Annotated in this window: 26 protein-coding genes; 20 read left to right on the forward strand and 6 right to left on the reverse strand. The window is 64.4% G+C overall.

All coding sequences use genetic code 11. From position 1 onward, the window contains the following. The first annotated feature begins 27 nt into the window (after positions 1–27). On the forward strand, positions 28–798 hold the full coding sequence (locus tag FG94_RS09785) for a helix-turn-helix domain-containing protein (protein WP_229445902.1): 771 nt from the start codon (positions 28–30) through the stop codon (positions 796–798). A gap of 90 nt (positions 799–888) precedes the next feature. Here the strand turns inward: FG94_RS09785 and FG94_RS09790 are convergent, their stop codons facing one another. Next, complete coding sequence (locus tag FG94_RS09790) at positions 889–1,647, reverse strand: SDR family NAD(P)-dependent oxidoreductase (protein WP_036210452.1); 759 nt, start codon at positions 1,645–1,647, stop codon at positions 889–891. A gap of 120 nt (positions 1,648–1,767) precedes the next feature. On the opposite strand from FG94_RS09790, the gene FG94_RS09795 reads away from it, so the two are divergent. The 4 genes from FG94_RS09795 (at position 1,768) to erpA (ending at position 4,566) form a co-directional block, all read left to right on the forward strand. Further along, positions 1,768–2,346, forward strand: a complete 579-nt coding sequence (locus FG94_RS09795; protein ID WP_036210455.1) for a TetR/AcrR family transcriptional regulator — start codon at positions 1,768–1,770, stop codon at positions 2,344–2,346. A 148-nt stretch (positions 2,347–2,494) separates the two neighbouring features. Then, on the forward strand, positions 2,495–3,532 hold the full coding sequence (argC, locus tag FG94_RS09800) for an N-acetyl-gamma-glutamyl-phosphate reductase (RefSeq protein ID WP_036210458.1): 1,038 nt from the start codon (positions 2,495–2,497) through the stop codon (positions 3,530–3,532). 186 nt (positions 3,533–3,718) lie between these two features. Continuing rightward, positions 3,719–4,123 (forward strand): polymer-forming cytoskeletal protein, encoded by a 405-nt coding sequence (locus tag FG94_RS09805; protein ID WP_027865808.1) that lies wholly within the window; start codon positions 3,719–3,721, stop codon positions 4,121–4,123. Positions 4,124–4,197: 74 nt separating this feature from the next. After that, positions 4,198–4,566 (forward strand): iron-sulfur cluster insertion protein ErpA, encoded by a 369-nt coding sequence (gene erpA / locus FG94_RS09810; RefSeq protein WP_027865807.1) that lies wholly within the window; start codon positions 4,198–4,200, stop codon positions 4,564–4,566. A 229-nt stretch (positions 4,567–4,795) separates the two neighbouring features. On the opposite strand, the gene FG94_RS09815 is transcribed toward erpA, so the two are convergent. Continuing rightward, on the reverse strand, positions 4,796–5,893 hold the full coding sequence (locus FG94_RS09815; RefSeq protein ID WP_036210461.1) for an anhydro-N-acetylmuramic acid kinase: 1,098 nt from the start codon (positions 5,891–5,893) through the stop codon (positions 4,796–4,798). 326 nt (positions 5,894–6,219) lie between these two features. Between FG94_RS09815 and FG94_RS28555 the strand changes: the two genes are divergently transcribed. Then, the gene (locus FG94_RS28555) at positions 6,220–7,848 is read left to right on the forward strand and encodes a methyl-accepting chemotaxis protein (protein WP_051996398.1); all 1,629 of its coding nucleotides are present in this window, start codon (positions 6,220–6,222) and stop codon (positions 7,846–7,848) included. Positions 7,849–7,910: 62 nt separating this feature from the next. Here the strand turns inward: FG94_RS28555 and FG94_RS09825 are convergent, their stop codons facing one another. The 3 genes from FG94_RS09825 to FG94_RS09835 all read right to left on the reverse strand — a co-directional run bounded on the left by FG94_RS09825 (position 7,911) and on the right by FG94_RS09835 (position 11,184). After that, positions 7,911–8,438, reverse strand: a complete 528-nt coding sequence (locus FG94_RS09825; protein WP_051996400.1) for a nuclear transport factor 2 family protein — start codon at positions 8,436–8,438, stop codon at positions 7,911–7,913. 28 nt (positions 8,439–8,466) lie between these two features. Beyond that, complete coding sequence (locus tag FG94_RS09830) at positions 8,467–9,630, reverse strand: dienelactone hydrolase family protein (protein ID WP_051996402.1); 1,164 nt, start codon at positions 9,628–9,630, stop codon at positions 8,467–8,469. 189 nt (positions 9,631–9,819) lie between these two features. Beyond that, positions 9,820–11,184 (reverse strand): peptidoglycan DD-metalloendopeptidase family protein, encoded by a 1,365-nt coding sequence (locus FG94_RS09835; protein WP_036210463.1) that lies wholly within the window; start codon positions 11,182–11,184, stop codon positions 9,820–9,822. Between the two features lie 159 nt (positions 11,185–11,343). Between FG94_RS09835 and tyrS the strand changes: the two genes are divergently transcribed. The 14 genes from tyrS (at position 11,344) to FG94_RS09905 (ending at position 25,440) form a co-directional block, all read left to right on the forward strand. Beyond that, positions 11,344–12,621, forward strand: coding sequence for a tyrosine--tRNA ligase (gene tyrS, locus FG94_RS09840; RefSeq protein ID WP_036210465.1), 1,278 nt, complete (start codon positions 11,344–11,346; stop codon positions 12,619–12,621). After that, positions 12,618–13,085 (forward strand): D-aminoacyl-tRNA deacylase, encoded by a 468-nt coding sequence (dtd, locus tag FG94_RS09845; RefSeq protein ID WP_036210468.1) that lies wholly within the window; start codon positions 12,618–12,620, stop codon positions 13,083–13,085. The genes tyrS and dtd overlap by 4 nt, the downstream gene beginning before the upstream one ends. A gap of 48 nt (positions 13,086–13,133) precedes the next feature. Next, positions 13,134–13,799, forward strand: coding sequence for a YbhB/YbcL family Raf kinase inhibitor-like protein (locus FG94_RS09850; protein ID WP_036210471.1), 666 nt, complete (start codon positions 13,134–13,136; stop codon positions 13,797–13,799). A 29-nt stretch (positions 13,800–13,828) separates the two neighbouring features. Continuing rightward, positions 13,829–14,491: a histidine phosphatase family protein gene (locus tag FG94_RS09855; RefSeq protein WP_036210473.1), complete on the forward strand. Its 663-nt coding sequence runs from the start codon at positions 13,829–13,831 to the stop codon at positions 14,489–14,491. A 130-nt stretch (positions 14,492–14,621) separates the two neighbouring features. Beyond that, positions 14,622–15,647, forward strand: a complete 1,026-nt coding sequence (dusB, locus tag FG94_RS09860; protein WP_081925906.1) for a tRNA dihydrouridine synthase DusB — start codon at positions 14,622–14,624, stop codon at positions 15,645–15,647. A 98-nt stretch (positions 15,648–15,745) separates the two neighbouring features. Next, entirely contained in the window at positions 15,746–15,979 is a 234-nt protein-coding gene (locus FG94_RS09865; protein WP_027865797.1) for a helix-turn-helix domain-containing protein, read from the forward strand. 91 nt (positions 15,980–16,070) lie between these two features. Beyond that, positions 16,071–17,657, forward strand: a complete 1,587-nt coding sequence (purH, locus tag FG94_RS09870) for a bifunctional phosphoribosylaminoimidazolecarboxamide formyltransferase/IMP cyclohydrolase (protein WP_036210478.1) — start codon at positions 16,071–16,073, stop codon at positions 17,655–17,657. A 199-nt stretch (positions 17,658–17,856) separates the two neighbouring features. Further along, positions 17,857–18,393, forward strand: a complete 537-nt coding sequence (gene ruvC / locus FG94_RS09875; RefSeq protein WP_036210481.1) for a crossover junction endodeoxyribonuclease RuvC — start codon at positions 17,857–17,859, stop codon at positions 18,391–18,393. A 20-nt stretch (positions 18,394–18,413) separates the two neighbouring features. Then, a complete protein-coding gene (gene ruvA / locus FG94_RS09880) occupies positions 18,414–18,992 on the forward strand; it encodes a Holliday junction branch migration protein RuvA (protein ID WP_036210484.1) in 579 nt (192 codons plus the stop codon). Further along, positions 18,989–20,056, forward strand: a complete 1,068-nt coding sequence (ruvB, locus tag FG94_RS09885) for a Holliday junction branch migration DNA helicase RuvB (protein ID WP_036210486.1) — start codon at positions 18,989–18,991, stop codon at positions 20,054–20,056. The genes ruvA and ruvB overlap by 4 nt, the downstream gene beginning before the upstream one ends. A gap of 313 nt (positions 20,057–20,369) precedes the next feature. Then, complete coding sequence (locus FG94_RS09890) at positions 20,370–21,791, forward strand: right-handed parallel beta-helix repeat-containing protein (protein WP_161783961.1); 1,422 nt, start codon at positions 20,370–20,372, stop codon at positions 21,789–21,791. Between the two features lie 101 nt (positions 21,792–21,892). After that, complete coding sequence (locus FG94_RS09895; RefSeq protein WP_051996404.1) at positions 21,893–23,710, forward strand: CIA30 family protein; 1,818 nt, start codon at positions 21,893–21,895, stop codon at positions 23,708–23,710. An 18-nt stretch (positions 23,711–23,728) separates the two neighbouring features. Beyond that, positions 23,729–24,838, forward strand: coding sequence for a sensor histidine kinase (locus FG94_RS09900; RefSeq protein WP_036210492.1), 1,110 nt, complete (start codon positions 23,729–23,731; stop codon positions 24,836–24,838). Then, complete coding sequence (locus FG94_RS09905; protein WP_036210495.1) at positions 24,835–25,440, forward strand: response regulator transcription factor; 606 nt, start codon at positions 24,835–24,837, stop codon at positions 25,438–25,440. Before FG94_RS09900 ends, FG94_RS09905 begins: the two co-directional genes overlap by 4 nt. A 6-nt stretch (positions 25,441–25,446) precedes the next feature. Here the strand turns inward: FG94_RS09905 and FG94_RS09910 are convergent, their stop codons facing one another. Beyond that, positions 25,447–25,869 carry a hypothetical protein gene (locus tag FG94_RS09910; RefSeq protein ID WP_036210498.1) on the reverse strand — a complete coding sequence of 141 codons (423 nt, stop codon included), beginning with the start codon at positions 25,867–25,869 and terminating at the stop codon, positions 25,447–25,449. Positions 25,870–25,922 lie beyond the last annotated feature (53 nt).

A 25,922-nucleotide genomic window follows, 5' to 3' on the forward strand; every position in this document is an offset into this window, starting at 1 on the left:
TGAATAGCAAAGAATACAGCTATTCCATTGACGTTCAGGAAAGGTTCACATGACTTTTGGCGAGAGACTCAAGCAGATCAGGACCGACAAAGGCCTGACCCAACCCAGTTCGCGCAGGTTGCAGGAATCGAACAATCCTACCTGTCCAAGCTGGAAAACGACAAGTCGGTGCCGTCGGCCGAGATGTTTTCCACCATCCTTACCGCGCTGGAGATGGATGCGGCGACTTTTCTGCAAGACGTGGACAGCGACGTGCTGGCGACGAGCTTGCGTCATATCCCCGCGGTTACCCAGTTCACCAATGGGGTGGCGGCCGCGCAGGTTCACGATACCAAGCGCTGGTTGTTCGGCTCGGCGGCGGCCTGGGTACTCGGGTTTGCCATGATGCTGGCGGCGAACGACGGCATCTTCTTCCCGAACAAGCTGTACACCTACAGCTCCCCCGGAGTGATCCGCCCCGGCGAAGCCGAAAATGTCTTTTCCACCTACCGGGAAGTCCTGGGGAACCAACTGCTCGCCAAGCAGATCACGATCGAGGAGATGGCGAAACAGTCGGCGGAATTCATGGCGACACGGAACCGGCCGCTGACCGTGGAGTGGCCGGACAGCCGCGGCACGGTGTATTACGAGCCGGTGGAGAACGGACGGCGCCGCTTCGAGCTGGTCACGACCAGGCATGTGGAGGCAAACGGTAACCGCATCCTGCAATACATCGGTGCCATCGTGTTCGCCTGCGGCTTTGTCGGCCTGTTCATCGAATGGCGCCTGCGTCGCCTCAAAAACAAACAAGCAAAATAAGCTGGTCTCCGCCGACGGCAAGGCGGAGATCCGGATGCTGGACGAGCAGGGCAAGGTCACGAAGTCCATTACCCCTGGCTCGTAAGCGCCCTAGACGCCGATGCCGCCGGATACGCTGATGACTTCGCCCGTGATATAGCCGCCTTGCGGGCCAGCCAGGAAGCTGGCCAGGCCCGCGACTTCCTCGAGGGTGGCGATGCGGCGGATCGGGTGCTGGTCGAGGACGGCGTCGGGCACGCTCTCGCCCAGCACCTCGGCCGACATATCGGTCGGCATCACGCCGGGCTGGATCACGTTGGCGGTAATGTTACGCCCGCCCAGGTCGCGCGCGACGCCTTTCGCGTAGCCGATCAGGGCCGCCTTGCTGCCGGCATAGTCCGCGGTGCCCGGCCAGGGGACCACGGTGCCGAGGCGCGAGCCGATGTAGATGATGCGCCCCCCTTCGGCCAGTTTCGGGGCGGCGGCCCGGGTGAGGGCGACGGGGCCCATCACATTGACCTGCCACTGGCGGTCCAGGTTGACGGTGTCGAGGTCCGGCGCGTCGACCGGCTTGCCCGACACCGCGATCGCGGCATTGTTGACGAGGATGTCGAGACGGCCGAGGCGAGCGATCACCACCTCGACCAGCGGCGCGGCGGCGGCCATGTCGGCCTGGTCGCTGCGAATGGCCAGTGCGCGCACCCCTTTGGCCTGCAGTTTCGCGACCACCGCCTCGGCCTTGCCGGCGGAGGCGACATAGCTGATCGCGACATCCGCCCCCTGGTCCGCAAGCGCTTCGGCAATGGCGGCGCCCAGGCCGCGCGAGCCGCCGGTAACGAGTGCGACTTTTCCCTTCAATACTGGTGACATGACATCCCTTTCTGTGTCCGTTATTTAGTAATGACTGTTACGATAACGATCAGTATATAATTTTGACCTATGAGCCTGTCAAGGCTTTTTCGTAACAACCATTATGAAAAGAGGGATTCCATGGGGCGACGTCGCGAATTCGACGTGGACCAGGCGCTCGACGCCGTACTCTGCGTGTTCTGGCGCAAGGGCTATGAAGGCGCGTCCTACGCCGACCTGACCGAAGCCGCAGGCGTCGAACGGCCGGCCCTGTACGCCGCCTTCGGCAACAAGGAAGCGATGTTCCGCCGCGCCCTGGAACGCTATAGCGAGCGCTTCCTCGCCTATATCCCGGAAGCGCTGGCCCTGCCGACCGCGCGCGAAGTCGCCGCCCATATCCTCACGCGGGCGGTCGAGCTCAACACCATGTTCGAGGACCAGCGCGGCTGCCTTGGCGTGAACGGCGTGCTGGCCGGATCGGACGATGCCGAGCCGATCCGCCAGGCCCTGATCGACTTCCGCGCCGAGGGCGAAGCCGCCCTGCGCGCGCGCTTCGAGCGCGCCCGCGTGGAAGGAGACTTGCGGGAGACGGCCGACCCTGCGGCCTTGGCCGGCTTCCTGCTGGCGGTAACCCATGGCATCGCCGTGCAGGCCAAGGCCGGGTTCAGCCGCGACAAGCTGCAGGCCGTGGCCGGGCAGGCGCTGCTGGCCTGGCCTTGATGCCATGCAAAGAATATTTGCATTTATTGCTTAAATGGCAAATATCCTTTGCATGCTGAATGGCGCCTCCGGCGCAGGCATTTTTCATGGCTGTTAAAATGCAGCCTCGTCCTGAAAAGGTCATTCTTACATCACGAAGGAACAGAACATGATCAAAGTTGGCATCGTTGGCGGAACCGGATACACGGGCGTGGAATTGCTGCGGCTGTTGGCCGTGCACCCCGACGTGCAGCTGACCGCGATCACTTCGCGCAAGGAAGACGGCCTGCCGGTCGCCGACATGTTCCCCTCGCTGCGCGGCGTCGTCGACCTGGCTTTCTCGAGCCCGGACAAGGCCGACCTGACCCAGTGCGACGTGGTGTTCTTCGCCACCCCGCATGGCGTCGCCATGGCCCAGGCCCCGGCGCTGCTGGCGGCCGGCGTCAAGGTGATCGACCTGGCGGCCGACTTCCGCCTGAAGGATCAAGCCACGTTCGAGAAGTGGTACAAGATCCCGCACACCGCGCCGGAACTGATCGAGGAAGCCGTGTACGGCCTGCCGGAACTGAACCGCGATGACATCCGCGGCGCGCGCCTGATCGCCAACCCGGGCTGCTACCCGACCACCATGCAGCTCGGCTTCGTCCCGCTGCTCAAGGCCGGCCTGGTCGACGCGGGCAGCCTGATCGCCGACTGCAAGTCGGGCGTCTCGGGCGCCGGCCGCAAGGCCGAGATCGGCACGCTGTTCTCGGAAGCGAGCGACAACTTCAAGGCCTATGGCGTGCACGGCCACCGCCACACCCCGGAAACCTCGGCCCAGCTGGCGCGCTACACCGACCAGAAGGTCGGCCTGATCTTTACCCCGCACCTGGTGCCGATGATCCGCGGCATGCACGCGACCCTGTACGCGCGCCTGACCAAGGACATCGACGATGCGGCACTGCAAGCCCTGTTCGAGGACACCTACAAGGACAGCACTTTCGTGGACGTGATGCCGTTCGGCTCGCACCCGGAAACCCGCTCGACCCGCGGCTCGAACATGCTGCGCCTGGCGCTGCATCGTCCGGAAGGCGGCAACACCGTCGTCATCCTGGTGGTGCAGGACAACCTGGTCAAGGGCGCCTCGGGCCAGGCCGTGCAGTGCATGAATCTGATGTTCGGCCTGGATGAGGCGACCGGCCTGAAGCAGGTCGCGCTGCTGCCCTAATCCATTCTCCCCGCCGCGCGGAATTTTCCCGCGCGGCATCTCCCTTTTTTCCTACAAAACGGCAACACGCCGCCCAAGCGATCTAGATCAAGGCCACTCTTGTTGAGAACGGTAAATTGACCGATGCACAGGTTGATTTCAGCGCGCGGCGCATCGCCGCCGGCGTCCTACTGGAAGGGGTGGAACATGTTTGGTCGACAAGTAAAAAGCGAGATTGACAGCCTGGTCGGCATCTCGGCCCGGATCGAGGGCGACCTGTGCTTCACCGGAGGGCTGCGCATCGACGGCGAAGTGCACGGCAACGTGGTCGCGGCGGAAGGCGCCGACAGCATGCTGATCGTCTCCGAGCATGCCCGGATCGAGGGCGAGGTGCGCTGCGCCAGCCTGGTGGTCAACGGCTACATCGCCGGGTCGGTATATTCGTCAGAACTCCTTGAATTACAGCCGAAAGGCCGCATACATGGTGATGTACATTACCGTTTGCTCGAAATGCACGGCGGCGCCCTCGTGACCGGGAAACTGACCCACGAACCTGCGGGCGAGCCGGTGTTTCAGTTTACCGACGCCGAGCCTTCCCTGACGGCCGGATAGTCGGCCTGCCACCAGCATCAGTTGCGGCAACGGTCTATAATGGGCGCAATTCGTATATTCACCAGGAGTGTTTCATGACCGCAGTCGCCGAAGTGCAAGAGCACGACACGATCCCCGTTCCGATCAACTTCACCGACAGCGCCGCAGAGAAAGTTGCTCAGCTGATCGAGGAAGAGGGCAATCCCGACCTCAAGCTGCGCGTGTTCGTGCAGGGTGGCGGTTGCTCCGGCTTCCAGTATGGCTTCACCTTTGACGAAATCGTCAACGAAGACGACACCACGATGGAAAAGAACGGTGTCCAGTTGCTGATCGACTCGATGAGCTACCAGTACCTGGTCGGCGCCGAGATCGACTACAAGGACGACCTCGAAGGCGCCCAGTTCGTGATCAAGAACCCGAACGCCACCTCGACCTGCGGCTGCGGCTCCTCGTTCTCCGCGTGATCTTCCCCCAGGCAGCCCGGTGACCCGGGCAGTCGACGGCCCGGTTCATCCGGGCCGTTCCTTTTGAGGGCTGGCGTTTGCCAGCCCTTTGTCGTTTACGCCTGCCCTTTATCGTGCCCTTTATCGGGGTCAGGTCTGACATTTAGACACGGACTGAGCAATACGGCAGCGTAAGGCTCGAGCTCGTGTCCGAATGTCAGACCTGACCCCAGGGGTGCTCCAGGGGTGCTTACGCGGGGTAGAGCGCGCCGAGGATGCGCGGGCCGCGTGCCCCGGTAACGGCCGGCAAATTGCCCGGCTCGCGCTGCAGGAAACGCCAGCCCAGCCAGGCGAAGGCCAGCGCCTCGACCCGGTTCGGCGCGATGCCGAGCGCGGCCGTCGATTCCACGCTTGCGCCGCCCAGCGCCGCGCCGATCTCGCGCAGCAGGGTGGCGTTGTAGGCGCCGCCGCCGCAGACGTACACCGCATCCACAGCTGCGTGCTCGCCGCGGATGGCGTCGGCGATCGTTACCGCGGTCAGGCGGGTGAGCGTTGCCATCACGTCCTGTGCCGCGAGTCCGCTGAAGTCTTTCAGTTTGGCATCGAGCCACCGGTCATGGAACAGGTCGCGGCCGGTGCTCTTCGGGGCCGGCTGGCGGAAGAAGGGCTCGTCCAGCAGCGCATCCAGCAGCGGCTGCTGCACGCTGCCGCCGGCGGCCCAGGCGCCGTCCTCGTCGTAGGCCTTGCCGAGGTGGCGGCCGATCCACAGGTCCATCAAGACATTGCCCGGACCGGTATCGAAACCGGTGACGCGGCCGTCGCCGTGCAGCACGCTGATGTTGCCGATCCCGCCGATGTTGACGACGACCCGCGCAGTGCCCGGCTTCCCGAAGGCGGCTTCGTGGAAGGCCGGCACCAGCGGCGCGCCCTGGCCGCCGGCCGCGATGTCGCGGCTGCGGAAGTCGGCGATCACGTCGATCCCGGTCAGTTCGGCCAGCAGGGCGGGGTTGTTGGTCTGGCGCGTAAAACCGAGTTCCGGTCGGTGGCGGATGGTCTGGCCATGCACGGCCACCGCCGCAACCGGCCCGGCTGCCTGGGGCAGCAGCTGGCGCACGCAGTCGGCGTAGCACAGGGCCAGGGCATTGGCGGCCAGCGCCTCGCGCTCGAGTTCGTTCTCGCTGGCGGCCTGCAGGGCCATCAGTTCGCTGCGCAGTGCAGCGGGGAAGGGCGTGAAGGCTGCCGCGATGCTGCGGATGCCGCCGTCGGCGAAATCGGCTAGCACGCCGTCCACGCCGTCGAGGCTGGTGCCGGACATCAGGCCGATGGCCAGGGACGAAGTCTCGCTCATGTGCATTCTCCTTGTAGGGTAACCGGACAGCGGTGTGCTGGGCGCTGCTTCAGCTCGTGCGCCGCCAGCATACTAAACGCTGGAGCCGCTTGACGGAAGCGTAAACGGCTTATTAGTTCGTCTACTTAGATAATGAACAGTTATTAAATCGTTGTTTATTAACGTCTTTTTCTTATCTAAACGCCCACCTTTTCGATATTTTGTTTATGTACTCACGGCAAAACTTGTTGTTTAGAGTAAATTCTCTAGGGCTGGAAGCGAAAGCTTGACAATCGGCCAACGCATCCGGAACCACCCCCCCCCCGCTCCGTTTTTGCCAGATCGACATGAAATTTAATAACTTAAAAATCGGTACCCGGCTCGGCGTCGCTTTCGCCGCCATCCTTCTCCTCGCCGCCCTCATGCTGGCGACCGCCTTATGGCAGCTCGGCCGTATTGGCGAGGCCAAGGAGGTCATGACGGCCACCACGACGAAAGTCGCCCTCGCAGACCAGTGGCTGCAGGGCATTGCAACCAATAGTGTGCGCACCATGGCAAAGCTGAAAAGCACCGATCCGGCTGACGACGCCTTCTATGAGCAGGAAATGAAGGCCGTCAGTGCGAACGTGAGCAAGGTCCAGAAAGAACTGGAGGTCCTGGTGCTAAGCGAGCGCGGCAAAGCCTTGCTGAAGGCCGTGGCCGATCAGCGCAAGCAGTATTCCGCCATCCGCGACGAGGCCTTCCGCCGTAAAGCGGAGTTTGGCGCAGCTGATGCGGCACTCAAGGCTTTCGTGAGCGACAAGGTAGCGCCTGAAATGAAGCAGTATGTGCATACCGTGGAAGAGGTGGTGGCTAACCAGGAACAATTGTTCCGTGATGCCAACGCGCGCATCGACGCACTACAGGCAAGCGCACAAAAGCTGCTGATCGGTACCGGCGTCGCCGCACTGGTCTGCGGCGGGCTGTTCGCACTGTTCCTGACCCGTAGCATTACCCGGCCCCTGGCCCACGCTGTCGCGCTTGCCGAGCAGGTCGCTTCCAGGGACCTGACCGCCGACATCCAGGTATCGAGCCGCGATGAGGTCGGTCATCTGCTTTCCGCACTCAAGCGCATGAACGACAGCCTGCTGATGACCGTGAACGAAGTGCGCGCCGGCACCGAGACCATCGTCAGCGCTTCGCAGCAGATCGCTTCCGGCAACCTCGACCTCTCGTCCCGTACCGAGCAGCAGGCCAGTTCGCTGGAAGAGACGGCATCGTCGATGGAGGAGCTGACCAGTTCGGTTCGCCAGAATGCCGACAACGCCCGTCAGGCGAATACCCTGGCGCAGGCAGCCTCCGAGATCGCGGTTCGTGGCGGCAAGGTGGTATCGGAAGTGGTGACGACCATGGAATCGATCAACGCTTCGTCGAAGAAAATTGGCGACATCATTGCAGTGATCGACGGGATTGCGTTCCAGACCAATATCCTGGCACTGAATGCCGCGGTCGAGGCCGCGCGTGCCGGGGAGCAGGGCAGGGGCTTTGCCGTCGTCGCATCGGAGGTGCGCAATCTTGCGCAACGTTCGGCAGGGGCGGCCAAGGAAATCCGTAGCCTGATCGCGGATTCGGTGGGTAAAGTGGATGCCGGCGGGCGCCTGGTCGACCAGGCCGGCGCCACCATGCAGGAGATCGTCCAGGGCATCATGCGTGTCACCGACGTCATGGCTGAAATCACCTCGGCCAGCGCCGAGCAGGCGCTCGGTATCGAGCAGGTCAATGCCGCGATCACGCAGATGGATGACGTGACGCAGCAGAATGCCGCCCTGGTCGAAGAAGCGGCCGCCGCAGCGGCATCGATGCAGGACCAAGCCAGCTCGCTTGCCGAACTGGTCAATACGTTCAAGGTGGACGCTGTTTCCCGTCATGCGCGCCCGGCGTCTCCTGGCGAGCGCGGCGTCGAGCCCTCGCTGCGCCTGGGCCTGGCAGCTGCTTGAGGGGCGGGCAGCGCTATCGATGCGCTGCCCGGCGCAAGGATTGATGAAACAGCGGGTGAGGCTTACTTCTTCGGCGGAGGCTCAGGATTCTCTTCCGCCGACCAGATCACTCCGGCAATTTTCCACCCGTTCTCGGTGCGGACCATTTGCCAGCTTTCCTTGCCCCAGTTGTTGCGATAGTTGCCGACCATGAAGCTGTAGTCGAACAGCACTTGCGCCATCTCGCCGTCGGTATCGATGCGCACGTTCTCGAAGGTTTCGGTGCGCGCTTCCGGCGCGCGGACGATTTTTTCGATGAACTTGCGTGGCGTGCTGCTTTCTGTCTTGGGCGAGGGCTCCTTCGGATCCTTCAGGCTGGCGCGGTAGCGCGCCAGGCTGCCGTCGGTGTAGACGCCGACCCAGGTGATGTCTTCGCGCAGGAACAGGCGCATGAAGCCCTCCTTGTCCTTGTCGACGAGGGCCTTGGCGAAGGCCTTGATCACGCCTTCGATTTTCTGCCGGCTTTCCGCCGGGTTTTCCGCATGGGCACGCTGTGGCGCGCCTGCGAACAGGGTCAGGCACAGCGCGGCGGTGGCGAGAACGGGTTTCATCGAGTCTCCTGTCTATATCAACTTGCGATCACGGACGGGCCGCGAAAAACTGGCTGTCGACGCTGTGGCGCGGCATGCCGAGCTGTTCTGGCTTCTTCATCAGGTAGTCGAAGCCGCTTCGCTCGCCCTTCAGGGCGCCGTTCAGGAAGTTGAGGACATAGCGCGCGCTCTGGGCATAGGACTGGGCGATTTCGTCGCGGGTGTAGTCGCCGAAGTCGAGCGGATCGAGGCGCAGGTAGCTGGTGACGAAATACACATGTTCCATCGCGTACATCGTCAGCAGGTAGACGTCGGCGCCCGTCATTTTCTGCAGGATGCTGCCCGAGTGGTCCGGCTTGAACTTCAGCCCGCGCTCGAAGGGCGGCGGCCGCTGCGCCAGATAGAGCAGGGGCGTGCGCAGCTGTTCCGGCTTCAGGTAGGGCACTTTCTCCAGCATGGCGTGGCGGTAGCGCACCGTGCCGTCCAGGCAGACCAGGGCCTTGATGCGCTCGTCCTGGGCCGCGGCCAGCACATTGGCCATGCCGCCCCAGGAAAAGCCTGCCACGGCCAGGCGGCCGGCGTCGGCCTGCGGCAGCGATTGCGCGTAGTTCACCAGGAAGCGGATGTCGGCCGCCTGCGCCTCGGCGTGCGCCAGGTCGTCCTTCTGCCAGCGCTCGTCGACACCCAGGGCCGGGCTGGCGATCACGAGATAGCCATGGCTGGCCAGGAATTCCATCATCTCGGCATTCTCGAACACATTGCTGCTGATGCTCGGCGAATAGATCACCACCGGATACTTGCCCGGCAGCGCCCGCGCATCCCGCACCGCCCAGCACACATCCTTGCGCTCCGCAGCGAGCTGCGCGTCACGTCCGCCTTCGCTGACGAATTTCAGCCAATCTGCCAGCACCTTGTCCCGTTCCGCAGGAGAGCGGGTGAAATCGTCGTCCCAGCCCAGCAGCTGGAGGTAGTCGTCGTAGCGCATCGGCTTCCCGCCTTTGACCGCGGGATACCAGATGGCGGTCTGGATCGGGCGCGGCTTGCGTGCCCCTTCCGGCGCGTTGGCGGGATAGCTGCGGCTCGGATCCACCTGCTCGACCACGCGGAAACCGACTGCGAAACTGCCCGGCTTGTTCAGGAAGGGAAAAGCCTGCTGGGCGCCCGATGGCGCCCCTACCAGCACGAGCAGGATGAACGCGAGAAACTTGAGCATATTGCCTCCGTTATTGTTGATCTCTTTTCACTCTAGCATTGAAAGCTAAAGAGATGGCAATAAAACTTCTCGTGGATAGCAAAATAACTGCTATTTCATGGAATTCATGACGGGTGCATAGCGAAGCAGGAAAAGAAAACGCCCCGCGGCATGCTCGATGCGGCGGGGCGTTGGGACGAGCGGGATGGCTTAGCGCGCGGCCATCGCGTTGCCGCTCGGTGCGAGCAGCGAGAAGCGGTGATTCATTTCGGCGGCGGCCATGCGGAAGCGGGCCAGTTCGGCCTGGCTCAGCGGCTGCTGGGCCAGCGACTTGAACTTCTCTGGGTTCTGGGCCTGGCCTGCCACGCGGAACTCGTAGTGCAGGTGCGGGCCGGTCGACCAGCCGGTCGAGCCGACATAGCCGATCACCTGGCCCTGGCTGACCTTGGCGCCCTTGCGCATGCCCGGAGCGATGCGGCTCATGTGGGCATAGGCAGTGCTGTAGCTCGACCAGTGCTTCAGGACGACCTGGTTGCCGTAGCCGCCGCTGTTGCCGGCGAAATCGATGACGCCGTCGGCGACCGCGCGGATCGGCGTGCCCGTCGAGGCGGCGTAGTCGACGCCCTTGTGCGCCTTCCACTTGCCCGAGATCGGGTGCACGCGCATCGAGAAGCCCGAGGAGATACGCGAGAACTGCAGCGGGGATTTCAGGAAGGCTTTCTTCAGTGCCTTGCCGTCCAGGCTGTAGTAGCCGCCCTGCTTGGTGACCGGGTCTTCGTACCAGACCGACTGGTAAGCGACGCCGCGGTTGACGAATTCGCCTGCCAGGATGCGGCCGGTCTTCACCAGTTCGCCGTCGAGCCAGAAGGTTTCGTAGACGACGCTGAAGCGGTCGCCGCGCTTGAGGTCGGAGCGGAAGTCGATGTTGGTCGAGAACATCTCGATCATCTGGCCGACCACCGAGTCCGGCATGCTGCCGCCGTCCACGTTGGAGTCGGTCGCCGAATACAGCGAGGTGGTGATTTCACGCGAACGCATCTCGACACGGCGCTCCAGCTTGGCCGGGGCTTCCATCGCGACGAATTTCTCGCCCTTGCGCTCGACCGTGATCTGGCGGGCATCGCCAGCCTTGCCGTCGGTGATCGTGGCGCGCATCGACTGCAGCAGGCCATGTTCATCGGTTTCGGCCTGGATGCGCTTGCCGGTCTTGAGCGACAGCAGGCGGCGGGCGGTCTTGTCGGTGCGGAGGAATTTCTGGGCGTCGGCGTCGTTGACGCCAAGGCGGGTGAAGAGGGAGCCGATCGAGTCGCCCGGACGGATGCGTTCCTCGTGGATGAATTGCTGCTCGTTCTGCTGGAGGGCGGCGATCTGGTCTGCCAGGTTCGGCAGTTCCAGGTTCTGTTCGATCGACGTGACCGGCATGTCTGCCGCGTCGGGAGCGATCGGGGCCACTGCCACTGCGCCGAATGCAAACACGCTCAGGAGTGCGGCGCCGGCGCTCACGATGCGCGTTTTGCGCGTTCGCGGCAGCAGCTGGAGCAGGCTCTTGCTAGTGATTTTATGTATAGGGTTCATGCAATCAGTTAAAATTTGCGGCTGAACTTCTAGGGATCCAGTTTCTTATCGATCTGCAAAGTTTTCTACAGGAAACTGAAAAACGATCGTGAATTATACCAAAAGAAGTGGTCCTACAACCGCCTTAGCAAATTTCCTACACGAAAATCCCATACGCATATGAATTCGAATGTCTCGTCCGGTAGCGGCGCTCCGGTAAATTCTTCCGCCCCCCTGCCGTTGACGGACAAGGTGCTCGAGGCGCTGGCCATTGCCAAGCGCGGTGTCGATGAACTGCTGATCGAAAGCGAATTCGCCCAGAAACTGGCGCGTTCCGAACAGTCGGGCAAGCCGCTGCGCATCAAGCTGGGCCTGGACCCGACCGCGCCCGACCTGCACCTTGGCCATACCGTGGTGCTGAACAAGATGCGCCAGCTGCAAGACCTGGGGCACCAGGTGATTTTCCTGATCGGCGACTTCACCTCGATGATCGGCGACCCGTCGGGCCGCAATGCCACGCGTCCGCCGCTGACCCGTGAGCAGGTCGAGGAAAATGCCATGACCTACTTCCGTCAGGCTTCCCTGGTGCTGGATGCCGCGCGCACGGAAATCCGCTACAACTCCGAATGGTGCGACCCGCTGGGCGCGCGCGGCATGATCCAGCTCGCCTCGCGCTATACCGTGGCCCGCATGATGGAACGCGACGATTTCACCAAGCGCTACAAGAGTGGGACCCCGATCGCGGTGCATGAGTTCCTCTACCCTTTGATGCAGGGCTATGATTCGGTCGCTTTGCACGCGGACCTCGAACTTGGGGGCACCGACCAGAAGTTCAACCTCCTGGTTGGCCGTGAGTTACAGAAAGATTATGGGCAGGAACAGCAGTGCATCCTGACCATGCCGCTGCTCGAAGGCCTGGACGGCGTCGAGAAAATGTCCAAGTCCAAGAACAACTACATCGGCATTACCGAAGCCCCTAACACCATGTTCGGCAAGCTGATGAGCATTTCGGACGACATGATGTGGAAGTACTACAACCTGCTGTCCTTCCGCTCGATCGCCGAGATCCAGAACATCAAGGCCGAGGTGCTTGGCGGCGCCAACCCGCGCGATGCGAAAGTGGCGCTCGGCAAGGAAATCGTCGCACGCTTCCACTCGGCCCAGGCCGCCGACGACGCGCTGGCCGACTTCGTCAACCGCTCGAAGGGCGGCATCCCGGATGACGTGCCGGAAGTTGCCTTGTCCGGCGCGCCGCTGGGCGTGGCCCAGCTGCTGAAAGCGGCCGGCCTGTGCGCCTCGACCTCGGAAGCCATGCGCATGGTCGACCAGGGCGGGGTGCGCATCGACGGCGCCGTGGTCAGCGACAAGGGCTTGCAGGTCGAGGCCGGCACTTTCGTGATGCAGGTGGGCAAGCGCAAGTTTGCGCGCGTGACCTTGGCCGGTTCGCCGCAGCGATGATTGGTCTTCTGCAGCGCGTCAGCGAAGCCAGCGTGCGCGTCGACGGCGACACCGTCGGCGCGATTCAAGCCGGCCTGATGGTGCTGGTGTGCGCCGAGAAGGGCGACACCGAGCGCGAAGCCGAGGCCCTGCTGGCCAAGCTCCTCAGCTACCGCGTGTTCTCCGACGAGGCCGGCAAGATGAACCGCAGCATCACCGACACGGCTGGCGGCCTGCTGCTGGTGCCGCAGTTCACGCTGGCCGCCGATACGAAATCGGGCACGCGTCCCTCGTTCTCGCCAGCAGCCGCGCCGGAAGACGGGCGACGCCTGTTCGATCATCTCGTGCGCCAGGCCCGCGAACGCCATGGCATCGTCGAGACCGGCAGATTCGGCGCGGACATGAAAGTTTCACTCATCAACGATGGTCCCGTCACTTTCTGGCTGCAGGTTGATCCTGTCGCGATAGGTGGTGCCCAGCGCTGAAACCCCTGCCGTCAACAAGGGTCAATAGGGAGAGGGCTGGGAGGGCATATGCGAATCTGGAGCGATTCATTCACCGAGGGCGGGCCGATCCCGCCGCAATGCGCGTTTGCGGTGGCCGATCCCGACAGCCACGTCAAGCTGTCCAGCAACCGCAGCCCGCATCTCGCCTGGGACGACGTGCCCGCCGGTACCAAGTCCCTGGTACTGATCTGCCACGACCCCGACGTGCCCTCCGTCGGCGACGACGTCAACCAGGAAGGCAAGACCGTGCCCGCCTCGCTGCCGCGGGTGGACTTCTTCCACTGGTCGCTGGTGGATATTCCGGTCTGCCTGAAATCGCTGGCCGAAGGCATGTTCTCCGACATGGTGACGCCGCACGGCAAGCCTGGCCCGCTGCTGCCCTTCACGATCAAGAACGGCACCGAGCATCAGCTGCGCCAGGGCATCAACGACTACACCGGCTGGTTTGCGAACGACCCGACCATGGCGGGCGAGTATTACGGTTATGATGGCCCGTGCCCGCCCTGGAATGACGAGCGCGCGCATACTTATGTGTTTACACTGTATGCCCTCGACATCCCGCGTCTGCCGCTGGTCGGCCGCTTCAGCGGCGCCGAACTGCGCCTGGCCATCCGCGGGCATATCCTGGACGAGGCGCGCACCTTCGGCGTGTATTCGCTGAATCCCGACATAACAGCCTTACTTCCGACCTGAGCCCGCGAGGTTCGGGGCAAACGAACCTCATGCTTTCGAATAAGAACACAGCAACGACCATCCTCCTGATCCGCCATGGCGAAACCGCCTGGAATGCCGAGAAGCGCCTCCAGGGCCACCTCGACATCGCCCTCAATGCCGAGGGCGAGCGCCAGGCTGCCCTGCTGGGCGCCGCGCTCGCGGCCGAGCCGATCGACCACATCGTCTCCAGCGACCTGCAGCGCGCGCGCCAGACCGCCGAGGCCCTTGCCCGCGTGCGCGGGATGGGGGTGGGCATCGACCCGGCGCTGCGCGAGCGCTGCTACGGCGGATTCGAAGGCTTGCTGTACAGCGAGATCGCGGCACGTTTTCCGCTCGAGTTCGCGGCCTGGCAGGCGCGCGACGTGGATGGCGTGCTGCCCCCGGGAGCGAACCGGGGTGAGAGTTTCCGCGAATTCTACGAGCGGACGACCGCGGCGATCGCCCGGCATGCGGCGGCGCATCCGGGCAAGACCATCGCGCTGGTGGCGCATGGCGGGGTGCTCGAGTGTGCATACCGGGCCGCGCTCGGCTTGTCGCTGGAGACGCCGCGAGATTTCAAGGTGCTCAATGCGAGCGTGAACCGGTTCGTGGTGGAGGAGGGCGTGCTGAAGCTGGTCAGCTGGGGGGAGGTTGCGCACCTGCAGCCGGCAGTGCTGGACGACCTGGGCTAGTCGCCTACCCCCACTCTTCACCCCTGCCAATATCACACACGCAACAATCGCCAAAAATTCTGCCGCTATTTTGAGCAGCGAATGAGGTAAAATACTAGGTTCCCCGAGAAACTTTCGAGACTTTTCCGCTGTGCAAATCGGTCCTTACATTTTGCGTAACAATGTCTTCGTCGCCCCCATGGCCGGGGTGACGGACCGCCCGTTCCGCCAGCTGTGCAAGCAGCTGGGCGCCGGTTACGCGGTGTCCGAAATGGCGGCCTCGAATCCGCGCCTGTGGGCCAGCGAAAAAACCGCGCGCCGCACCGACCATGCCGGGGAAATGGAGCCGAAGGCGGTGCAGATCGCCGGCGCCGATCCGAAGGACCTGGCCGACTGCGCCAGATTCAACGTCGAGCGCGGCGCCCAGATCATCGACATCAACATGGGCTGCCCGGTCAAGAAAGTCTGCAACAGCTGGTGCGGTTCGGCCCTGCTGCAGCACGAAGACCTGGTCGAGCGCATCCTGCACGCCGTGGTGGAGGCGGTCGACGTTCCCGTCACCCTGAAATTCCGCACCGGCTGGGACCGCCAGAACAAGAACGCCCTGCGCATCTCGCGCATGGCCGAACAGGCCGGCATCGCGATGCTGACCCTGCACGGCCGCACCCGCGCCGACGGCTACAAGGGCGAGGCCGAATACGACACCATCCGCGCCGTCAAGGCGGCGGTGGGCATCCCGGTGGTCGCCAACGGCGACATCACCACGCCGGAAAAGGCGAAGTACGTGCTCGACTACACCGGCGCCGACGCGGTGATGATCGGCCGCGCCGCCCAGGGCCGGCCCTGGATCTGCCGCGAAATCGACCACTACCTGCGCACCGGCGAACATTTGCCGGCCCCCTTGGTCGAGGAAGTGCGCGGCCTGATGAACGAACACCTGCCGGCGCACTATGCCTTCTATGGCGAGTATGTCGGCGTGCGCACCGCCCGTAAGCACATCGGGTGGTATGTGCAGGACTTGCCGGGCGGGGAAGAATTCCGCCAGCGCATGAACCTGCTGGAATCGACCGCCGAGCAGCTGGCGGCGGTCGACGCGTTTTTCAAATCGCAGCTCGGGCATGGCGAGCGGTTACAATACCGACCCGCTCATCCGGCCGATGTGGCGTTGGCAGCATAGGTAGTCGTAATACACATATAAGAATCAGAATAAAACGGGGACACGCTGCGCCAAAAACGCGGTGAGCAATCATTAACCAGGATGAAGCAGCAGAGAACATGAGCAAAGAAAGTATCCAGGAAGTCGTCCAGAAAAGCCTCGAGGACTATTTCAACGATCTCGGCGAGCAGAAGCCGACGAACATCTACGACATGATGGTCCTGACGGTCGAAAAGCCGGTCCTCGAAGTGGTCATGACGCGCGCCGACGGCAACCAGTCGCACGCGGCGCAGATGCTGGGCATCAACCGGAATACTTTGCGCAAGAAACTCCAGGAGCACGGGCTCCTCTAAAGCTCTTTGCATGGCGTGGCCGTGCGTCTGGGCGCGGCCGGTACACCGTCCGTGCGCCCGGGCGTCAGAATTCTCAACCACAGGCCTCACCATGATCAAACAAGCACTGATTTCCGTTTCCGACAAAACCGGCGTCCTCGACTTCGCGAAGGCCCTGGCTGCCCTCGGCGTCAACATCCTGTCCACTGGCGGCACCGCCAAGCTGCTGCAGGAAAATGGCGTGCAAGTCACTGAAGTCGCCGACTACACCGGTTTCCCGGAAATGCTCGACGGCCGGGTCAAGACCCTGCACCCGAAGGTGCACGGCGGCATCCTGGCGCGCCGCGACCTGCCGGAGCACGTCGCCAAGCTCGACGAGCACGGCATCCCGCAGATCGACATGGTCGTGGTCAACCTGTACCCGTTCCAGCAGACCGTCGCCAAGCAGGAATGCTCGCTGGAAGACGCGATCGAGAACATCGACATCGGCGGCCCGACCATGCTGCGCTCGGCCGCCAAGAACCACCGCGACGTGGTCGTGATCGTCGACCCGGCCGACTACGGCGTGGTGCTGGCGGAAATGAAAGGCACCGGTACCGAAGCTGGCCCGGTCAGCTACGAGACCAAGTTCCGCCTGGCGAAAAAAGTGTTCGCCCATACCGCCCAGTACGACGGCGCGATCACCAACTACCTGACCAGCCTGGGCGAAGACCGCGCGCACGCGACCCGCTCGAGCTACCCGCAGACCCTGAACATGAGCTTCGAGAAGGTCCAGGACATGCGCTACGGCGAGAACCCGCACCAGGGCGCCGCCTTCTACCGCGACCTCGTCACCACGCCGGGCGCGCTGGCCAACTACCGCCAGCTGCAGGGCAAGGAACTCTCGTACAACAACATCGCCGACGCCGATGCGGCATGGGAATGCGTCAAGACGCTCGGCGGCCTCGGCCAGCCGGCCGGCTGCGTGATCGTCAAGCACGCCAATCCATGCGGCGTGGCGATCGGCGTCGATGCGCTGGACGCCTACACCCGCGCGCTGCAGACCGACCCGACCTCGGCCTTCGGCGGCATCATCGCCTTCAACGTCGAGGTCGACGGCCGCGCCGCGGAAGCGCTGGCCAAGCTGTTCGTCGAAGTGCTGATCGCGCCAGGCTTCACCGCCGAGGCGCGCCAGATCATGTCGGCCAAGCAGAACGTGCGCCTGCTGGAAATCCCGCTGGGCGAAGGCCAGAACGCCTATGACCTGAAGCGCGTCGGCGGCGGCGTGCTGGTGCAGGCGCCGGACGCGAAGAACGTCGGCCTGGGTGACCTGCGCGTGGTCAGCAAGAAGCAGCCGACCCAGCAGCAGCTGCAGGACCTGATGTTCGCCTGGCGCGTGGCCAAGTTCGTCAAGTCGAACGCCATCGTGTTCTGCGCCAACGGCATGACCCTGGGCGTCGGCGCCGGCCAGATGAGCCGCATCGACTCGGCGCGCATCGCCTCGATCAAGGCGCAGAATGCCGGCCTGTCCCTGAGCGGTTCGGCAGTGGCCTCGGATGCCTTCTTCCCGTTCCGCGACGGCCTGGACGTGGTGGTGGATGCGGGCGCGACCTGCGTGATCCACCCGGGCGGCTCGATGCGTGACCAGGAAGTCATCGATGCGGCGGATGAGCGTGGTGTGGTGATGCTGTACACGAGTACCCGTCACTTCCGTCATTGATTTGCTGCTGCATTTGTAGGGTGGGCGGGTCTCCCGCCCACGCGGTCAGCGAACGCCGGAACCACCGCGATTTTTCATAGCTGACCTATCGCCGCGTGGGCAGGAAACCTGCCCACCCTACGTGGTAACATTAACCACGCACTGTGTTTTTGCACAGTATTTTTCCCACGAACACCCCGCAGCCGTATATCATTCCACAATGATTATTCTCGGCATCGACCCGGGCCTGCGTACGACGGGGTTCGGCGTCATTGAAAAACACGGCAGCAAGCTGCGCTACATCGCGTCCGGCACCATCAAGACCGGTACCGAGGGCGAACTGCCGCCGCGGCTCAAGGTGATCCTGAACGGCGTGGGCGAAATCGTCTCCGCCTACGGACCGACTTGCGCGGCCATCGAAAAAGTCTTTGTGAACGTCAACCCGCAGTCCACGCTGCTGCTGGGCCAGGCGCGCGGCGCGGCCATCACGGCCCTGGTCGGCGCCGACCTCGACGTGGCCGAATACACGGCGGTGCAGGTCAAGCAGGCCGTGGTCGGCACCGGCAAGGCCGCCAAGGCCCAGGTGCAGGACATGGTGTCGCGCCTCTTGAAGCTTCCCGGCCTGCCGGGCACCGACGCCGCCGACGCGCTCGGCGTGGCGATCTGCCACGCCCACAGCATGGACACGCTGTCGCTGGTGGGGGCGTTGGCTCCTACGACCAGCACGCTGCGCATGAAACGCAGCCGCCTCGTCTAAGAACAATAGGACAACAACACATGATCGGTCGTCTCTCCGGAATCCTGCTCGAAAAAGCGCCGCCGCACGTGCTGGTGGACTGCAACGGCGTCGGCTATGAAGTCGACGTGCCGATGAGCACCTTCTACAACCTGCCGCATACCGGCGAAAAGGTGGTGCTGTTCACCCACCTGGTCGTGCGCGAGGACGCGCACCTGCTGTTCGGCTTCGGCAGCGCTTCCGAGCGGGCCTTGTTCCGCCAGCTGATCAAGATTACCGGCATCGGCGCGCGCATGGCCCTGGCGATCCTGTCGGGCATGTCGGTGGCCGACCTGTCGCAAGCCGTCACGCTGCAGGAGGCCGGCCGCCTGGTGAAGATCCCGGGCATCGGCAAGAAGACCGCCGAGCGCCTGCTGCTCGAACTGAAGGGTAAACTCGGCGCCGACATCGGCGTGGTCGGCGGCGCGGTGCGCGACGACGCCCAGGCCGACGTGCTCAATGCGCTGCTCGCATTGGGGTATTCTGACAAGGAAGCGCTACTGGCGATCAAGAACATGCCGGCAGGTAGCAGCGTCTCCGACGGCATCAAGTTCGCACTCAAAGCACTTTCTAAAGCATGAGCATCCAGACCGACAATTTCACCGAGCAGCGCGTCATCGACGCGGCGCCGGCCTCGCCTAACGAGGAGGCAATCGAGCGCGCCTTGCGGCCGAAGCAGCTGGACGAATACGTCGGCCAGGCGAAGATCCGCGACCAGCTCGAAATTTTTATTTCCGCCGCGCGCAAGCGCCGCGAAGCGCTCGACCATACGCTGCTGTTCGGCCCGCCGGGTCTCGGTAAAACCACGCTGGCGCACATCATCGCGCGCGAGATGGGCGTGAACCTGCGCCAGACCTCCGGCCCGGTGCTGGAGCGTCCCGGCGACCTCGCCGCGCTGCTCACCAATCTCGAGCCGAACGACGTGCTTTTCATCGACGAGATCCACCGCCTGTCGCCCGTGGTCGAAGAGATCCTGTACCCGGCGCTCGAGGACTACCAGATCGACATCATGATCGGCGAGGGCCCGGCCGCGCGTTCCGTGAAGCTCGACCTGCAGCCCTTCACGCTGGTCGGCGCCACAACCCGCGCCGGCATGCTGACCAACCCGCTGCGCGACCGCTTCGGCATCGTCGCGCGCCTCGAGTTCTACAACGTCGACGAGCTGACCAAGATCGTCGCCCGCAGCGCCGCGCTGCTCGACGCCCCGATCAACGAGGCCGGTGCGCGCGAGGTCGCCAAGCGCGCGCGCGGCACCCCGCGTATCGCCAACCGCCTGCTGCGCCGCGTGCGCGACTACGCGGAAGTGAAGGGCACCGGCGAAATCACCGTGGAGATGGCCGACCGCGCGCTGAAGATGCTCGATGTCGACACCGTCGGTTTCGATGTCATGGACCGTAAACTCCTGGAGGCCGTGCTGTTCAAGTTCGCCGGCGGTCCGGTGGGCATCGGCAACCTGGCGGCGGCGATCGGCGAGGCGGCCGACACCATCGAGGACGTGCTCGAACCCTACCTGATCCAGCAGGGCTACCTGCAGCGCACCCCGCGCGGCCGCATCGCCACGCCGCTGGCCTACCAGCACTTCGGCGTCACCGCGCCGCGCATCAGCCCCACGGGCGACCTGTGGGACAACCTGCCGCCAGCCTGAGGCGAGCTGCCGAGCAGGTCAGTGGCATTGTCACCACTCGACTGAAAGATATTTAACAAAAAGTCGTTGTGCTCTTGCGACCGCCAGGCGTAGCATCGTCTGGCGGGCACGGCCCTGGACAGGACAGCCCGAGCGCATGTGGGCTGGTCGTGGGCGATACGATCGGCGCCATGCATGTCGAATCCCGATACAAGGAGCCGTGATGAGCAAGAGAAGAACATTCCTTCGGATTGCTTCCAGTATGGGTATCCTCGCGTGTGCAGGGAGCGCGCTCCCAAGGCGCGCGCGGGCCCAGTCAGGACTCAACGCGAACGTGCATTACATCGATCCGAGCGTTGCCGGTCCGGGCGACGGAACGCTCGCCAATCCTTACCGCTCATGGGCCAGTGTTACCTGGACACCCGGCCATACTTACCTGCAGAAGCGCGGCACGACGTACTCAGGCGTTTTTCAGCTGGCGGCAAGCGGCACTGCCTTGCAGCGCATCACCATCGGCGCCTACTATCGCTCCGATGGCAGCGACGACAGCTCGCGGCCGAAACCGGTGATCGTCCTGCCGGGTGCGCCGGCCACGCCCGCCGGCGGCGCATCGATTGCCGCCTACCGGCAAGAGCGCGACTTCATCACCTACCGTCACCTGGACATCCGGAATACTGGCTTGCCGGATGGGAGCGACGTGGCAATCATCTGGCTTGGCAATGACTGCGTTTTCGAGAACAGCAACGTGACGTCGAACAGCGCCGGCGTGGTGATCTACGAGAAAAATCGCATCACCGTATCCAACTGCGTGCTCGACGTCATCAGCAACGGCCCGGCCTATGGCAACCAGGGGATTCTGGCCGCCGGGAATACGAATATGGACGATATACGCCTGCTCAACAATACGATCCGGCATCGCGGGGGCGGCTCGCCTGCGTCGTACGGAATTCGCTGTGAGACCTACAACAGCGCCAGCTTTCTCACGCGTCTGCTGATCCGCGGGAATCGCGTCTCGCCACCACCGGGTGTCCCCTACAACCTGAACCGCCGGGCGATCGGCATCTATCTCGTCCAGGCTCAGGCTGCCACAGTGGATAGCAATATCGTGACCGGTATGCTCACCGGGATCTTCATCAACGGTGGAGATCGCAGCTATGTGGGCAACAATAACTGCAGCAACAATATGAATTTCGGAATTCATATCAGCGGCCTTGCCAAGGCTTACATCATCGAGCGCAACGTTTGCAATGCCAATGGTGGAATCCTGACCGGCACCTATTACGGCCGAGGTATCGAATTGTCGTCCAAGGTCGGCCAGGGTGCAGTATCCGGGCATACGATCCGCTACAACACCTGCAGGTTCAACTATAACTACGGCGGTCCACTGGACAACGGTTCGGAAGGCGTCGGCATCGGAGTAGACGATGGGGCCAGCAAGTGTTCGATCTACGGGAACGTCGTCTCGAACAACGAAGGCAACGGCATCCAGATGTACGGTGGCGGCGACCGTGCCAGGTGGCCGGACACGGGCGGCCACACGATCCAGGCCAACTGGCTCGATTCGAACTGCAGTTTTTCCGTGCTGAACCGGCGTAGTGGAGGAAAAACTCCCAGCCCGTTCCAGGCACATATCGCGCTGGCCTACATTTATGGCAGCCCGACTGTCGTTTCCAAAAACATCTTCCTGGGGAAAACGAGCATGCGGGTGTACACCGACGGTACGGATTCGAACGTCAAGGTGGTCGGCACGGGTTGATGAAGTATGACAATTGTCATGCCAATGTGATGGCGCCTGCATCTACAGGCGCCATCGTGTTTTTCGCACACTGGCTGCACACCAACCCATGCGAGGAACACATGAAGTCCACCGCCCTGAAAGCAGTCTCCGCCGCCGCGATCCTGATGCTGGCCGGCGCCGCCTCTGCCGCCCCCACCCTGGTCCAGGACGTGCGCGTCTTCGACGGCGAGCGCGTGCACGAACGCCGCTCGGTCCTGTTCGACAAGGGCGTCATCGTCGACGCCGACTTCCGCGGTTCGGCCCCAAGCGGCGCGCGCGTGGTCGACGGGGCAGGGCGCACGCTGCTGCCGGGCCTGATCGACGCGCACGTGCACGCCTTCCGCTACCTGGAGCTGCCGCTGCTGTTCGGTGTCACCACCCAGGTCGACATGTTCAACGACGTGCAGATCATGCGGGACCTGAACGCCGCCATAGCGGCCGGGAAGAACAGCGGTCGCGCCGACATGTTCTCGGCCGGCACGCTGGCCACCGCGAAAGGGGGGCACGGCACCCAGTTCGGCATGCCGATCCCGACGCTCGCCACGCCGGCCGAAGCCCAGGCCTTCGTGGATGCGCGCATCGCCGAAGGCTCGCACTTCATCAAGATCGTGCTGGAGGACGGCCACGGCGCCCAGCGCATGAACAGCCTGGATATCGCCACCGCCAAGGCCCTGATCGAGGCCGCACACCGGCGCGGCAAGCGGGCCGTCGTGCATGTCAGCACGCTCGAGAACGCGCGTGCCGCGCTCGAGGCCGGCGCGGATGGGCTGGTGCACCTCTTTATCGGCACGGACATCGCGGCGCGCGACGCGCAGGCGCTGGCGCAACTGGCCAAGGCCAGGCGCGCCTTCGTGATCCCGACCTATGTGGTGCTCGAGAGCATGGCGGGCGTGAAGACGGACGGACTGCTGGCCGACCCGACCCTGGCGGCACTGCTGGACAAGGAACAGCGGCAGCCGATGCGATCCAGCTATGGCCAGTCGCCCAAGCCCGACCTCTTGGCGACGCCCAGGGCCGTCATCGCTGCCATGCACCGTGCCGGGGTGCCGGTGCTGGCCGGCACCGATGCCGGCAATGCGGGCACCCAGTACGGCATCAGCATGCATCATGAGCTGGCGGCGCTGGTCGCGGCCGGCATGAGCCCGGGTGCGGCACTGGCGGCCGCCACCAGCGCGCCGGCGCGCGCCTTCGGCCTCGGCAAGCGCGGGCAGGTGGCGAAGGGCTACAAGGCCGACCTGCTGCTGGTGGAGGGCAACCCGCTGGCGGACATCGCCAGCACCCGCCGCATCGTCGAGGTCTGGAAGGACGGCGAAAGCGCCGAGCCGCTGCGTGCGCGCCAGCGCGAGCGGGTGGCCCGGGAAAACGCGGCGCCCGGTCTCGCGCCGGTAGCGCTGCCGGCGGATGGGCGCATCAGCCTGTTCAGCAAGGAGAAGCTTGCCAGTCCCTTCGGCATGGGCTGGTCCGCGACCCACGACGGCATGATGGGCGGCGCCTCGAGCGCGACGCTGGAACTGCTTCCGGTCGAAGCCGGCGCTCCGGCGGCGCTGGCGGTGACGGCGCGCGTGGTGAAGGCGAACTTCCCCTATCCATGGGCGGGACTGGCTTTCGGGCCGGGCGCCGGGCCGATGCAGCCGGCCAACCTCAGTGCGGCCAAGACGATTGCGTTCCGGGGGCGTGGCGACGGCAAGCGCTATGCCCTCAGCATGATGTCGCGTGGTACCACCATTCCGGCCACCGTGCCCTTCACCGCCGGCGCCGACTGGAAAGAAGTGTCGGTCCCGCTGAGCAGCTTTCCCGGCATCGATCCATCCCTGCTGACCATGATAGGATTCAATGCCGGCCCCGAGCCTGGCGACTACCGTTTCGAGATCGCCGACGTGCGCCTGCTGGACCGCTAACCCGACCCGCTTCACGACATGAACAAGATCAGACAGGTGCTGGCGGGGCCGTGGCTCCCGCCGGAGCAGGGCAGGATGCCGTACTTCTGGCTGCTGAGCCTGGCCTACATGGGCTGGAAGTACGCCTATGTCCCTCCTGGTGCCGGGGAGCTGGCCCTGCTGGTGCTGACGCTGGCCGTGTTCGTGCCGCTCTACCTTGCAAGCTTCCGGGCGCGCGGCCGGCAGGTATTCGTCTTCATGCTGGCTGCCTGCCTGCTCGGCGCCGCCTGGGTGCCCTGGAACCCGGGCGCAGCCACCTTCTTCATCTTCGCCTGCGCCATGGCGGCCGGGATCGCGACAATGAAATACGCCGTGGCCGCGATCGTGGCCGTCATCGTGCTGGCGCTGCTGGCCTCGCTGCAGACGAGCGGGAATATGCGCTTCATGTTCCTGATGCCGATCCTGACCGTCGGCCTGCCGGTGGGCATGGGCGCCTTCATGGATGCGCGCCTGCGCCGCTCGCGCCAGGAGCTGATGCGCAAGCAGGAAGAGGTCGAGCACCTGGCCACCATCGCCGAGCGTGAGCGCATCTCGCGCGACCTGCACGACCTGCTCGGGCATTCGCTGTCGCTGATCGCGCTGAAGGCCGAGCTGGCGCGCAAGCTGGCGCACCGCGACGCGGATGCCTGCGCGCGCGAAGTGGGCGACATCGAAACCAGCGCGCGCCAGGCCCTGGCCGAAGTGCGCGCCGCCGTGACGGGCTACCGCGAGAAGGGCCTGGGACATGCGCTGGCGAGCGCGCGGGCCAGCCTGGCGGCGGCCGACGTCCGGCTGGAAGAAAGCGTGGAGCGCTTCGCACTGGCGCCGGCCGCCGAGAACGTGCTGGCGCTGGCGCTGCGCGAGGCGGTCACCAACGTGGTGCGCCACGCCGGCGCGCGCCGTTGCAGCGTGTCGCTCGGACTGGAACACGGCGTGGCCGTGCTGCGCATCCAGGACGACGGCAAGGCGCGCAGCGAGGCCGACATCCGGCACGGCAACGGCTTGTGCGGCATGCGCGAGCGCGCCCACTCGCTCGGTGGCCGCCTTGCGTTGCGCGCGCGCACCGGTCTCGAACTCGAACTGCGCGTCCCTGCCGGAGTATCCTCATGATTCGCATCCTGCTGGCCGAAGACCAGGCCCTGGTCCTGGGCGCGATGGCCGCGCTGCTCAGGCTCGAGCCGGATTTCGAGGTGGTCGGCGCCGCCACCAACGGCAGGGAAGCCCTCGCCATGTGCGAGCGGCTCCAGCCCGACATCGTCCTGACCGACATCGAGATGCCCCTGATGACCGGGCTGGAACTGGCGGCCGAGCTGAAGGAGCGCCGCTTGCCGCCGAAGCTGATCGTGGTGACCACCTTCGGGCGCAGCGGCTACCTGCGTCGCGCCCTCGAGGCGGGGGTACGCGGCTACCTGCTGAAGGATGCGTCGGTGGATTCCCTGGCGGCGGCGATCCGCGCGGTGCACGGCGGCGGGCGCGCGATCGCGCCCGAGCTGGCGCTGGAAAGCTGGAGCGGCGGGGCCGATCCGCTCACCGAGCGCGAACGCCAGGTGCTGCGCCTGGCCGGGGAAGGGCGCAGCAGCAGCGACATCGCGCGCCAGGTGCACCTGTCCGAAGGGACGGTGCGCAACTACCTGTCCGAGGCGATCAGCAAGCTGGGCGCCGCCAACCGGGTCGACGCCTATCGCATGGCGCGCGACGCCGGCTGGCTGTAGCCGCTCTCAAAGGTGGTGCACGACGGACAGGCGCGACTGGCGGCCTTCGCGGGCGCGCACGCGGCCCGCGCTCGGCCCCTGCAGCATCAGGAGGGTCAGCGCGAGCGACACGATCAGGGTGAAGCCGAGCAGCGCCCCGCTCAGCCACATGGCGGTCGGTTCGGCGCTGTCCCACAGGATCGCGCTGCCTGCCACGAAGGTGAGCAGCAGCGCCGCGGCCGACATCCGGCCCAGCGCGGGCGAGCGCTTGATGCGGTGGCCGGTCATGCCGATGAAGAAGAAGCCCGACGCAGCCAGCAGCATGGCCGCCAGCAGGGCGGCGGAGCGCGACACTTCAGGCGCGGAAGCGCCGTTCGGGAACAACACCACCGGAGGCGCCACCAGCACCAGGATCCCGGCCATCAGGCAGGCCAGACGCAAGAAGATCATTCGACTTTCCTCGTAAATTCGTTGTAATAACAACTCAGCAATACGAGACGATA

Origin of the sequence: Massilia sp. LC238, assembly GCF_000735635.1 — a bacterium.
Lineage (GTDB): Bacteria > Pseudomonadota > Gammaproteobacteria > Burkholderiales > Burkholderiaceae_D > Telluria > Telluria varians.

Bases quoted from the DNA above. Each gene is read 5' to 3' on its own strand.
- FG94_RS09790 (WP_036210452.1), bottom strand. From the start codon at position 1,647: ATGTCACCAGTATTGAAGGGAAAAGTCGCACTCGTTACCGGCGGCTCG.
- FG94_RS09795 (WP_036210455.1), top strand. From the start codon at position 1,768: ATGGGGCGACGTCGCGAATTCGACGTGGACCAGGCGCTCGACGCCGTA.
- argC (WP_036210458.1), top strand. From the start codon at position 2,495: ATGATCAAAGTTGGCATCGTTGGCGGAACCGGATACACGGGCGTGGAA.
- FG94_RS09805 (WP_027865808.1), top strand. From the start codon at position 3,719: ATGTTTGGTCGACAAGTAAAAAGCGAGATTGACAGCCTGGTCGGCATC.
- erpA (WP_027865807.1), top strand. From the start codon at position 4,198: ATGACCGCAGTCGCCGAAGTGCAAGAGCACGACACGATCCCCGTTCCG.
- FG94_RS09815 (WP_036210461.1), bottom strand. From the start codon at position 5,893: ATGAGCGAGACTTCGTCCCTGGCCATCGGCCTGATGTCCGGCACCAGC.
- FG94_RS28555 (WP_051996398.1), top strand. From the start codon at position 6,220: ATGAAATTTAATAACTTAAAAATCGGTACCCGGCTCGGCGTCGCTTTC.
- FG94_RS09825 (WP_051996400.1), bottom strand. From the start codon at position 8,438: ATGAAACCCGTTCTCGCCACCGCCGCGCTGTGCCTGACCCTGTTCGCA.
- FG94_RS09830 (WP_051996402.1), bottom strand. From the start codon at position 9,630: ATGCTCAAGTTTCTCGCGTTCATCCTGCTCGTGCTGGTAGGGGCGCCA.
- FG94_RS09835 (WP_036210463.1), bottom strand. From the start codon at position 11,184: ATGAACCCTATACATAAAATCACTAGCAAGAGCCTGCTCCAGCTGCTG.
- tyrS (WP_036210465.1), top strand. From the start codon at position 11,344: ATGAATTCGAATGTCTCGTCCGGTAGCGGCGCTCCGGTAAATTCTTCC.
- dtd (WP_036210468.1), top strand. From the start codon at position 12,618: ATGATTGGTCTTCTGCAGCGCGTCAGCGAAGCCAGCGTGCGCGTCGAC.
- FG94_RS09850 (WP_036210471.1), top strand. From the start codon at position 13,134: ATGCGAATCTGGAGCGATTCATTCACCGAGGGCGGGCCGATCCCGCCG.
- FG94_RS09855 (WP_036210473.1), top strand. From the start codon at position 13,829: ATGCTTTCGAATAAGAACACAGCAACGACCATCCTCCTGATCCGCCAT.
- FG94_RS09865 (WP_027865797.1), top strand. From the start codon at position 15,746: ATGAGCAAAGAAAGTATCCAGGAAGTCGTCCAGAAAAGCCTCGAGGAC.
- purH (WP_036210478.1), top strand. From the start codon at position 16,071: ATGATCAAACAAGCACTGATTTCCGTTTCCGACAAAACCGGCGTCCTC.
- ruvC (WP_036210481.1), top strand. From the start codon at position 17,857: ATGATTATTCTCGGCATCGACCCGGGCCTGCGTACGACGGGGTTCGGC.
- ruvA (WP_036210484.1), top strand. From the start codon at position 18,414: ATGATCGGTCGTCTCTCCGGAATCCTGCTCGAAAAAGCGCCGCCGCAC.
- ruvB (WP_036210486.1), top strand. From the start codon at position 18,989: ATGAGCATCCAGACCGACAATTTCACCGAGCAGCGCGTCATCGACGCG.
- FG94_RS09895 (WP_051996404.1), top strand. From the start codon at position 21,893: ATGAAGTCCACCGCCCTGAAAGCAGTCTCCGCCGCCGCGATCCTGATG.
- FG94_RS09900 (WP_036210492.1), top strand. From the start codon at position 23,729: ATGAACAAGATCAGACAGGTGCTGGCGGGGCCGTGGCTCCCGCCGGAG.
- FG94_RS09905 (WP_036210495.1), top strand. From the start codon at position 24,835: ATGATTCGCATCCTGCTGGCCGAAGACCAGGCCCTGGTCCTGGGCGCG.
- FG94_RS09910 (WP_036210498.1), bottom strand. From the start codon at position 25,869: ATGATCTTCTTGCGTCTGGCCTGCCTGATGGCCGGGATCCTGGTGCTG.